Below are 10309 nucleotides of genomic sequence, written 5' to 3' on the forward strand. Positions count from 1 at the left end.
CACTCTCCATCTCGCTTCACGTAGGTAGACGTATATCGCAGCACCGAGACGGACTCATCCTTGCCAGGCGCGGCGAATCGTAGCTCCGCCGTGCCGAAGACGAGAGCAATGTCACCCTCAATGACAACAGACCGTTCGCTAATCGTCTGGCCGACCATGGACATCTTCAGCACCGACTGAATGAAATCCTCTTTTCCAGTGGTCGTGCCTGTGTTGGAGTTGAACAGGAATCGTTCATCGACGATTCGGCGCAGCGTGGCTTCATCCCGGCTCACCTCCGCTGTAACGTACTCGTCCTCGATAGCCAGAACACGCTGCTCCTCGATCTGTGAGGTCGGATCGCTCGTGTTCTGCGCATAGACCGCGTCGGGGACGAAGGCGAGTGCTGCAATTGACACTAACAGGAGTGTGTTTCGCATTTTCTACGTTGGAACGTGTAGCGGCGGCAATGAACAGCGATAGACCGACCTGCTCACACGCCCTGTGACCCCTTTTGCGCGACCATCGCCCGAAAACGGGAGCGGGGCCACCTACGGCGAGAACTCGCTCAAGATGCGCACTGTATCGATCTTGAGTCCGTCCTCCTCCATCGCCTTCTTCACCTCATCGGTTGCCATGAACGCCTCGAAACGTTCAATATCTGGTGCTTCTATCAGGACGCCAGTTACTTCGTGGTTGTTCGGATCGCGAAAGGTCCGAGCCTTCACACCGATCTTCGCAAACATCTCGTGCCGACTCCCCGGCCCGTGTCTCCAGGCACTGGCCCAGGTCTGTCCGTCGTTCACTTCGTGAAATGCGATCAGTGTTGCCATGGCTGTACTCCTCTTCAGCTGGTTGGTGTAGACAATACGGCGCCCGACATCGCTGGGCATAGAAGTGCGCGACAGAGATGTGAGTTGAGCGAGATCTACGTAATACCCTGAAATCGGGAAAGACGCAAGGAGCCATCCAGTGAAATGATACTCCTGGCCCCCTGGCACTCTTCCTCCTGCACCTCGGTCCGAGCGGCTGTGTGCAGCACCGCTGCTGCCAGGAGCACAGCCCTGAATGCTTTCTCCAAATGGCACCCGTGTGGTTGCGCTATGGCCCCAATTGCCCGATACTGCACGACAGTTCGACACGGTCATCGGTACGAAGTCGATCCTCTCATCTCGCATCTATTGAGGTAGTTGTGAACGCTAAGCCAGACGCCCGACGGATTAGACTGTGCATTCTGATATCGATTGTGTGGTTGATCTCGGTCTCTCACGGGAGCAATACTCATGCTCAGTCTTTCACGCGCGTTACAGATGTGGGTCCGATCGTAACGGACCAGATTCTAAGTACCGGAGCAGCCTGGAACGACATCAACGGCGATGGTTTTCTCGACATGTTTGCCCTCGGAGAAACCCAGAACCTCTTGTATGTAAACGACGGGGATGGAACGTTCACCGCTCAAACCTCCGGCAACTTCCTGACACCTGAGGGAGTGGGCAACGCCGCTCTATGGGCAGACTACAACAACGACGGATTCCAGGATTTATTTATCTCAAACTTTGTCACGATGGCCGGCGGGACTCAGCTCGCATCCAATGCCCTGTTCAGGAATTCGGGACCTCCCGATTATACGCTTGAGATGGTCAACATCGGACCAGAATTGAACGCTTCGCCGTCGGCGAGCTGGGTAGACTACGACCAGGATGGAGACGTCGACCTTTTCTCTGCTGGAGCCAGAGTTGAAGTCGGTGGTGAGGCCACAGGTGATCTGTTTTATCGGCAAGATGCAGGGGGCGTCTTTACCAGGATTGAATTTCTCCCGTTCACGGCACTCAGGCCAGGAGTCGGCACCCACGATACCTGGGTGGATTATGACGGCGATGGAGATCAAGATCTGTTTGTCGTGATCTGGTCATCAACGAATAAGCTGTACAAGAGCCTGCTCGAGGAATCCGGAAATCCGAATCGTTTTGATGTCGTCACCACGAGCGGGCTAACAACCGACGGAGCCGTTTCGGACATCGGGTCGTCCTGGGGTGACTACGACGATGACGGTGACTTCGATGTCTTTATTCCCATCCTGAGTAGTTCTGATCGTCTTTACAGAAACGATGGAGACGGCACTTTTACGCGCATTACCAGCACTCCGGTAACGTCTGGAAGGAGCGTCATGGGAGTTTGGGGAGACGCTGACAACGACGGGGACCTGGACCTGTACACCGGATCGCGTTCACCGGTTCTATATGTGAACGACGGGAACGGGGGATTTGAAGCTGTCCCGGCCTCGGAGGACGGGGATCTTTCACTCCCCCCTCCTGCACTTCAGGGTGGCAACTGGGGGGACTATGACAACGACGGTGATCTGGATCTTTTCCTGTTGACATATGCCATTCCGGCAAATCGAGATGGATCGCCACAGCCAAACCATTTGCTTCGCAATGACGGCGGTACCGCTAACCACTGGATTACAATACAGTGTGTCGGAGCGCTTTCGAATAGATCGGCTATTGGTGCCCGGGTAAGCGTGAAGCGCACTGTAAACGGCATTCCAAAATGGCAGCACAGGATGATCTCCGGTGGAACAACGTCCTTTGTTTTTCATGGAGACAATCGAGCGCATTTCGGATTGGGAGAAGCATCAGTCGTGGACTCGATTAGGATAGCCTGGCCATCGGGAATAGAACAGGTCGCCGTAAACGAAGACGTTGACCAGATTTTGACAATCGTTGAGGAGATACCCGACGGATTTAGCCGTGCCAATTTTTACGCCGATCAAACGGCTGCATCCGGACAGTCGTCACTGACCGTGCAGTTCACTGACGCATCTCTAGTCGATCCGAATAATCAGGTCGTTTCGTGGGAGTGGGACCTTGATGGCGATGGTTCAAATGATGCGTTCATTCAAAACCCAACGTGGACGTACTCTGTGTCAGAAGACATTGCATTTTCCGTACGACTTACGATATCGAACGGGGTGACGTCGTCAACGTTACTCAGAGAAGAGTACATAACATTTGAAGGGGTCAGCACTGGAGCAGATGAACAGGATGCCGTACTTCCGCAAGAAATTAAACTCGGTCAAAACTATCCGAATCCTTTTAACCCGACCACGAAGATTCCCATCAGCGTACGAAGTACTGTAGACGTTCAACTGAATATCTATGACGTTCTGGGCAAGCGGGAAAGGCGTCTCTTCTCTGGCACGCTCTTGCCCGGGACGTATTCCTTGAGCTGGGATTCCACACGAGATGACGGTAGTCATGTTGCCAGTGGCATGTACCTCTATGAGCTCGCAACGAGCCGAGGGGTCAAGATGTACGGCAGGCTAATGTTGGTCAGATGACGAGATTCTGACCGTTGGCTCGGGCAGCATTCCTTGACCAATCGTCCGACAATCGAAGAAGGGCCTTCGCCGGTACGCCGGATTCGGTCTCACTGACTTGCATGCGTCTCCCTGGCAGCCCATCTGGCCGCTGAGACCCGGCCTGCGATGCAGGTGGGGCCTGTGTGATTTCAGGGATTCCCCCGCAGCCGCTTACCACTGAAGTCGGTTACCTGAGACTCGATCTCTTTTCAAGAGACTTCGAGCCCGTGAAAACAGGATTAGATCGATTGTTGGGTGAGACGTCAGCCCTCACGACACGCGTGGATGTCGTGTTCAACTGGGCTCGATCGAACTCGCTTATGCCCCTGCCGATGGGACTCTCCTGTTGCGGCATCGAAATGATGTCGTCTTTCTGCCCCGGCTACGACATGGGCCGGTTCGGGAGTGAGTCGTTTCGCTTTTCGCCGCGTCAGGCGGATGTGCTTTTCGTCGCTGGATGGTGCTCCTACAAAATCTCGCACGTCCTGCGTCGCATCTGGGATCAGATGGCTGATCCCAAGTGGTGCATCGCCATGGGAGCATGTGCATCATCGGGCGGAATGCACCGTTGTTACGGCGTAGTCCAGGGGGTCGACAATTTTCTTCCTGTTGATGTGTACATCCCGGGCTGCCCCCCAAGGCCCGAAGCCTTGCAACACGCACTGATGGATATTCAGGAAATGATCAGGAATGAATACACCGTCACGCTCGACTATGCCTCTGGACGCGGACCAGGGTAGCGGTCAGGCACGACCCGTCGAGGCCTGACCTCTCCCCCGGTACCAACCTACTGACCTGCCTCCCACGCGTCATTCCAGGCGCAGGTCGGGCTCTCCATTGTGACTTGCTTGTTCGCACCGATCCGTCGCATCATGATAGCAGTGACTCCCCATCCATCTCTGCGTTCACTATGCGAGTGCGAATCGTCGTGTTGATTCTGACGCTGTCGTCGATCGTCGCCAGTGCGACGGCGCAGCAACCCGTCGATGACTCGCTGTTCTTTCGTGTCGGCGAAGTGACGGAGAACGTTACTTCCGGGACTAATTCGTCCCGGCACTACGCAGTCTACCTTCCGAAGGGCTACGCGAAGTCAGGCAACCATCCGGTCGTCTTCTTGATGGACCCAAGAGGTGTAGCGTTGCGTCCGCTCGAACTGTTTCGTGAAACCGCGGAGCGGCTCGGCTACGTGCTGATGAGCTCCTACGACACGCTCAGCGATGCCGATTCGGCGTACGTAGTGAACGATGATGCACTGTCGGCCATGCTGGTCGATGCCCAGGTTCGGTTTGCCGTTGACCCTGCACGACTCTACCTCGCGGGATTCTCGGGAACCGCTCACTATTCATGGGCGATCGCTGCGCAGCTTGATGGTCACGTCGCCGGAATCATCGGCGCCGGAGACGGCCTGTCAATTCGCGAGCCCGAGGTGATGGCAACGCTGCGCATGACGCGGCCACCGGTCTACTTCGGTACCGCCGGCGTCGAGGGCTTCAATTATGATGGTGCGCGGATGCGAGACCTTGCGCTGGACACGACAGCCGTCGGGCATCGATTCGCAACATTCGACGGAGGACATTCGTGGCCACCGCGAGATCTTGCCGACATGGCCCTGAGCTGGATACACCTCCGTGCCATGCGGAGCGGACTCATTCCGGTCGATAGCTCATTCGTCGATTCTCTTTTCGCCATCGACAGTCGAGCGGCGAGAGAGATGGAAGACGTCGGTCTCCTCGCGGACGCCGCAAGACGATACCGGGAAATCGCAGCTGACTACCAGGGGCTCGCGGATGTAAAGTCCATACGGATGGATTTAGGTCTCCTCGCTCTGAAGGCAGATCTTCGCCATCAGATGACCAGGCGCGAGCAGCTGTCGCGGCGTGCATTGCTCTATACGCTTGAGGCAAAGTCCTTCGCCGACACGTATCGCGACTCCGAAGAGCATCCGTCGCAGGCAGAAGCGGTCGAGCAGCTACGGCTTGTGAAGCTCGTGCAGGAGGCAGCCGACGAGTCCGATCCCGACGCCTCCGCGGCGGCCCGTCGCATGTTGGCATCCGCGTTCAGTGCGTTCTCGTTCTACGAAGCGCGACGCTACCTCGCAGAAAGAGACTTCGAACGTGCGGCCGGAGTGCTGCGCATTGCACTGGCCATCCGTCCGGGTGCTCCTTTCACGTGTCTGCAGCTCGCACGGGCCGAAGCCCAGCTGTCTCACGTTGATGCCGCGATCGAAGCCCTGACATGCGCGGTCAACAGCGGCCGTTTCGGATCTGAAACACTTGCCTCGGATCCGCTTCTCGTCCCGATTCGGAGCGATCCGCGGGTCGAGCAACTTCTGGTTGGAGTGAGTGACAGGTAGATCGGTCGCGTGGTGAGCGGACTTTTGGTTTCATGGATTCCCCGGTCACCCTGTGGAGCACCACTCGACATTCTCCGACGGATCGTGAGGAGCAGCGATCTGGAATGCACTGGAGAATTCTGGGTGCCTGCGCCATCTGGCTACAAGTCACGCTCGCACCGGCCAGTTTCGTCAGCCTTGTGAGCGTGTGACCCGTACACTGACGATGACTTCGCGACAGGTCCTGCGGAGCCGACGCCTGTTACGTGGATCTGGCCGACTCGTGGGCGATTCTTGCTACTCTGCATCTTGACACGCATTTTGCCGATGCACTGATGGCGGAAGGCAGCGCACCATTGCTGACCGCTGCCGTCGCAGGAGAGTAGTCATATGTTTGCCCTGGTCCGCGGCGTGACGTACGCGACAGTCTTCATCGGACTGGTTCTCGTATTCGTTCCGGCACGAATCCTGTCGGCGTCCGGAATCGTTGCGCCCGCCATGACCGGTACATTGCAGGTGGCCGGGATGATCGTAACGGCTTCCGGGGCTGCACTCGCGGTATGGTGCGTGCTCGCGTTCGCCATCGTGGGCAAAGGCACTCCGGCACCGTTCGATCCACCTCGCCAACTCGTGATTCGCGGGCCGTACGGCCGCGTACGCAATCCAATGTACATCGGTGCGGGCCTGGCTCTTGCAGGTGTCGGCTTCTACTTCGAGTCGGTGCAAGTATTCGGCTACACGGCCGCCTTCTTCGTTATCACGCACCTCTTCGTTGTGCTGTACGAGGAACCGACTCTGAAGCGGATGTTTGGAGACGAGTATGACGAGTATCGCAAGTCGGTGCGTCGCTGGTGGCCGAAATAGTCACTCGCGAGACAGCGGTTAACATCACCACTCCCCCACCAGGCCTGAATCCCGATATCCAACCAGGAAGATCAATGAGAACCTTTGTCTTGATGATTGCACTTGCAGCAGCCGGCTGCCAGCACGGTGAGGTGTCACACGTCCGGTCCGAGCATTCGCCATACGTGGGAGAAGAGAGCCGGGAAATCAAGGCGCTCTCAAACGACGACGTGCAAGGCTACCTTGATGGCGCCGGGCTCGGGTTCGCGAAAGTGGCAGAGTTGAACGGATACCCCGGTCCCCGTCACGTTCTTGATCTGGCTGATTCGCTGGACCTGACTGCCGAGCAACGAGTTGTGGTCGAGGAGAGCTTTCGCTCGATGAAGCGGGAGGCGCAGGAACTGGGTGCACAACTGGTCGAGACGGAGAGGCAGTTGGACCGACTGTTCAGCGACGGCGAGCCGTCCGCAACGGCAGTCAGGGGTTTATCGGAAATTGCCAGTCAGCTTACCGGTCGGATCCGCTACACACATCTGGCAGCGCACCTGAAGATGGTTGAGGTGCTCACTCTCGACCAGGTCGCGACATACGCGCGACTGCGCGGGTATGGCTCGATGGGCCACGACGGAGACCACTCGATACAAGATCACGATCAGGGACAAGGCGAATGAGACGGAGACCTTCACGGCGAGCAAGGACAACGAGTTTCCGATTTCTGATTCGATCGGATCGTTCACATCTGTCTTTGCACCTCACAGGCAGAACGATACGAGTATCCGTCGTTCAGATGATGTGCGCAGCAGCTCTGATAATCCCATCTGCCCGGACGGCTCTCGCGCAGGAGTCGATCCCCCCTGTCCCCGGCATCGACTTCCCATTCTTCTTCGACGACTTCGACTACCCGGCGGACGGAGTGACGCCGAGTCCCCCGTCGGATCCATTCGTATTTCGACATCCCGACGGGAGTCTGTTCGGCGACAATCTCTGGCTCACGGCGGTCGGACCAGACATTGATCTCACTGTTGAGCGCACGCGGGCATGGTACGAGCACGACTGGCTCGAGTACCCGGGCGATGGCCACATATGGGGGTACGACAATCCGCCGAGTGACAGGTCGTGGTTCGACCCCGACGGCGTTTACGTATCGGGCGACCTCGAGACCATCATGAACGGAATGGGCAAGCTGCGCGAACTCAGCACAGGCGCCCGCGCCTTCGATCCCAACTTCGTGCTCTTCAGAGCAGAGGAAGGAGACTATAGCGACCGTATCGCCAGCCTCCGCATCTCGTCCGGGTTCGTCGCCCAGACGGGCAGCTGGGTAGCACGAATTCTCCTGCCCGACTTTGACGGGCTTCGGCACCACGATCAAGTCGACGGATCGGCAGCGGACATTTCCTTCGTCCCCGCCTTCTGGCTCCAGAGCTCGGAGTACTTCCTCGAAGAGCGGGAGCCGATGTTCCCCCGACCAGAGGACCTATCGGACCCATCGCAGGCCCACGATTCGTGGTCGGAGGCCAACTTCGAATTCAACAACTGGTATGATCCAGACGGAAGCGAGGGACACAAATCGATCTCGACGGGCATCACGTGGGCCAACACGTTCTGGTCGAACAATTCGCAGAATCCACGAACAGGTGCCTCGGAAAGAGAAGGAGCCTGCTATGTCCGAAACGATGCGGGTGAGGCCGGTGGGCGACTGGAGACATCGACGAGGGAGTGCTTCGAAATCCTTTCGGGCAAGACCCATGGTCCCCTTTTCATCACGGTCTACATCGTGGTCACAGCGGGCGACGTCAAGTACTATATCCTCGCCCGGGATGAGGACGTGTACCATGGTCGGCCCGCGGCGGATTCGGCCGGTCTTTACGCTGGTTTCGATTACTTCCAGATGACGACCATTGACGAAGTACGACAGTTCGCTCCACCCCGATTGATGCGGGTGCTCTTCGATCTAAACGTCATGGCAAATGGCGTCCAGACGCTGCCAGAAAGGAAGGATATGCTGATTGACTGGGTGTTCTACACGCCGCAGATCCTGTCAACGGAATCGGCACCAAGCATCTGGAACATCCCCGATGTGGTATCGAGCATCCGAGATCACCTGTGGACGCGGTACAACAGGGACAACCCGCCGATCTGGAGGATTAATACCACGGGCGTCCCTACAGCACGCCCGACAGTCCGGAGAATTCCGCAGCAATACAATCCGTGCCAGGGTAGCGATCGCTGGCCCGGCTACGGCCTCGAAGTCGAGGTCGCGCAATTCACCCTTGGAAACCGCATCTTCCTTTCGCCCGAGACAAAGAACCACCCGGATCAGGACACCTTTACTCGACATGGAACGTTCCGGGTCACGTGGACGGCGTACCGATGGGTCACCGGAGTCGGCAGGGTGTTCGCCGAGACGGTCACAGACCAGGGCTACATCTATGAACTTCCCGACCTTCCTGCCGAACAATGGGACATCGAGGTTGAAGTCCAGCAGGTGGGTCCGCACCCGGCGCACGAAGCCTGCACACCCGCAGCCACCGCCACGTATACGATAGATCTGCGGTAGAGTGTTCATCGCGATGGCGGATATGCTCCTCCCGCCGCGGTACGAGCGCCGCGCGAGACCCTACAGGACCGTAGGCAATTCCCGCTGCGCTGTGCCTGATGCTAAACATTGTTTCTTCGATAGATGCCAGTCCCTATTCTGCACCCGGACCCAGTCACGATCGCCTAATCTCTCGAGGTGTCCTGATGCGACAAGCGACCCTGCCGGTTATCCCTCTCCTCTTTCTGCTCGCCTTTTCATGGACGTCCGCTGCCCAGCAACCGCTCCAGCGGCTGTTCTACGTGGTCGATAGTGAGTTCAGCTACAATGCACTGGTAGAACACATCGACCAGATCAGCATCGTCGCGCCCGTGGCCTACAACGTGGACGAGGACGGCGTGGTCTGGGGTGGCGTCGATCCGCGGGTACTCGAGCTGGCGAAGCGCCACGGCGTACCGGTCATGCCGCTCATCCACAATCCGAAGTTTAACCAGGAGATGTTGACGGGGCTGTTGACGAGCGATGCCGCGCGCGGCCGTGCCATCGAAACACTGGTAAACGAATGCCGGCGACACGGCTACCTCGGCATTCAGTTCGACTTCGAGAACCTGCACATCAACGACCGGGATCATTTTACGCGGTTCTACCGCGAGACGGCGAGCGCCCTGCACGAAGCCGGCTATCAACTGAGCATTGCCGTTGTGCACCGACCTGGCGAGTATCCCGGTCCCACGAAATACTTCAAGTGGCTGCACAAGAACTGGCGGGCCGGATACGACCTGAAGGCGCTCGCGGATGCGGGTGATTTCATTTCTGTGATGACCTACTCGCAGCACACCCGACGAACACCGCCGGGTCCCAACGCAGGCATCCCGTGGGTCAACGACAACGTCGAATACTTCCTGAAGCACGTGCCCGCGAACAAGCTCTCGCTCGGGATTCCGGTCGTATCGCAGCACTGGGCGACCGAGCAGGACGACGATCTGTATCTCGTGAACGCGCGCTCATGGAGTAAATCCCTCAAGCACCGGGAGGCGCTCGCTCTCGCCGATCGATTCGGAGCCAAAGTCAGCTGGCTGGAGGATCAGGGCGTGCCGTACACGTTCTTTGAGAACGGGGGGCTGTTCGAATGGATCTTTCTTGAGGACGCCCGCTCATTTGCACGCAAGCTCGAAGTCGTCCGCAAGAACAGTTTACGAGGCTTCTCGGTGTGGGTGCTCGGCCACGAGGACCCGGCAATCTGGGATAATCTTGACCC

At 57.7% G+C, this 10309-nt stretch carries 9 protein-coding genes; 7 read left to right on the top strand and 2 right to left on the bottom strand.

The annotated features are described in order from the left end of the window. Both HKN37_06425 and HKN37_06430 read right to left on the bottom strand, forming a co-directional pair. On the bottom strand, positions 1-419 hold a 419-nt coding region (locus HKN37_06425), incomplete at its 3' end, for a nuclear transport factor 2 family protein (GenBank protein NNE46278.1). 111 nt (positions 420-530) lie between these two features. Further along, positions 531-812, bottom strand: coding sequence for a hypothetical protein (locus tag HKN37_06430; protein NNE46279.1), 282 nt, complete (start codon positions 810-812; stop codon positions 531-533). 359 nt (positions 813-1171) lie between these two features. Here HKN37_06430 and HKN37_06435 point away from each other — a divergent pair, with 359 nt between their 5' ends. The 7 genes from HKN37_06435 to HKN37_06465 all read left to right on the top strand — a co-directional run. Continuing rightward, positions 1172-3319, top strand: coding sequence for a T9SS type A sorting domain-containing protein (locus HKN37_06435; protein ID NNE46280.1), 2148 nt, complete (start codon positions 1172-1174; stop codon positions 3317-3319). Positions 3320-3567: 248 nt separating this feature from the next. Next, positions 3568-4080, top strand: a complete 513-nt coding sequence (gene nuoB / locus HKN37_06440) for an NADH-quinone oxidoreductase subunit NuoB (protein NNE46281.1) — start codon at positions 3568-3570, stop codon at positions 4078-4080. Positions 4081-4250: 170 nt separating this feature from the next. Continuing rightward, positions 4251-5693 carry a hypothetical protein gene (locus HKN37_06445; GenBank protein ID NNE46282.1) on the top strand — a complete coding sequence of 481 codons (1443 nt, stop codon included), beginning with the start codon at positions 4251-4253 and terminating at the stop codon, positions 5691-5693. A gap of 369 nt (positions 5694-6062) precedes the next feature. Next, a complete protein-coding gene (locus HKN37_06450) occupies positions 6063-6536 on the top strand; it encodes an isoprenylcysteine carboxylmethyltransferase family protein (GenBank protein NNE46283.1) in 474 nt (157 codons plus the stop codon). Positions 6537-6610: 74 nt separating this feature from the next. Beyond that, entirely contained in the window at positions 6611-7186 is a 576-nt protein-coding gene (locus HKN37_06455) for a hypothetical protein (GenBank protein NNE46284.1), read from the top strand. Between the two features lie 116 nt (positions 7187-7302). Continuing rightward, on the top strand, positions 7303-9072 hold the full coding sequence (locus HKN37_06460) for a hypothetical protein (GenBank protein NNE46285.1): 1770 nt from the start codon (positions 7303-7305) through the stop codon (positions 9070-9072). Positions 9073-9257: 185 nt separating this feature from the next. Next, positions 9258-10309: glycosyl hydrolase (locus tag HKN37_06465; GenBank protein ID NNE46286.1), on the top strand; the 1052-nt coding region annotated here is incomplete at its 3' end.

Source organism: Rhodothermales bacterium, from assembly GCA_013002345.1.
Taxonomy (GTDB): domain Bacteria; phylum Bacteroidota; class Rhodothermia; order Rhodothermales; family JABDKH01; genus JABDKH01.

What these genes read in the sequence shown, in the direction of transcription:
- HKN37_06430 (NNE46279.1), bottom strand. Translation starts at nt 812, where the DNA reads ATGGCAACACTGATCGCATTTCACGAAGTGAACGACGGACAGACCTGG.
- HKN37_06445 (NNE46282.1), top strand. Translation starts at nt 4,251, where the DNA reads ATGCGAGTGCGAATCGTCGTGTTGATTCTGACGCTGTCGTCGATCGTC.
- HKN37_06450 (NNE46283.1), top strand. Translation starts at nt 6,063, where the DNA reads ATGTTTGCCCTGGTCCGCGGCGTGACGTACGCGACAGTCTTCATCGGA.
- HKN37_06455 (NNE46284.1), top strand. Translation starts at nt 6,611, where the DNA reads ATGAGAACCTTTGTCTTGATGATTGCACTTGCAGCAGCCGGCTGCCAG.
- HKN37_06460 (NNE46285.1), top strand. Translation starts at nt 7,303, where the DNA reads ATGATGTGCGCAGCAGCTCTGATAATCCCATCTGCCCGGACGGCTCTC.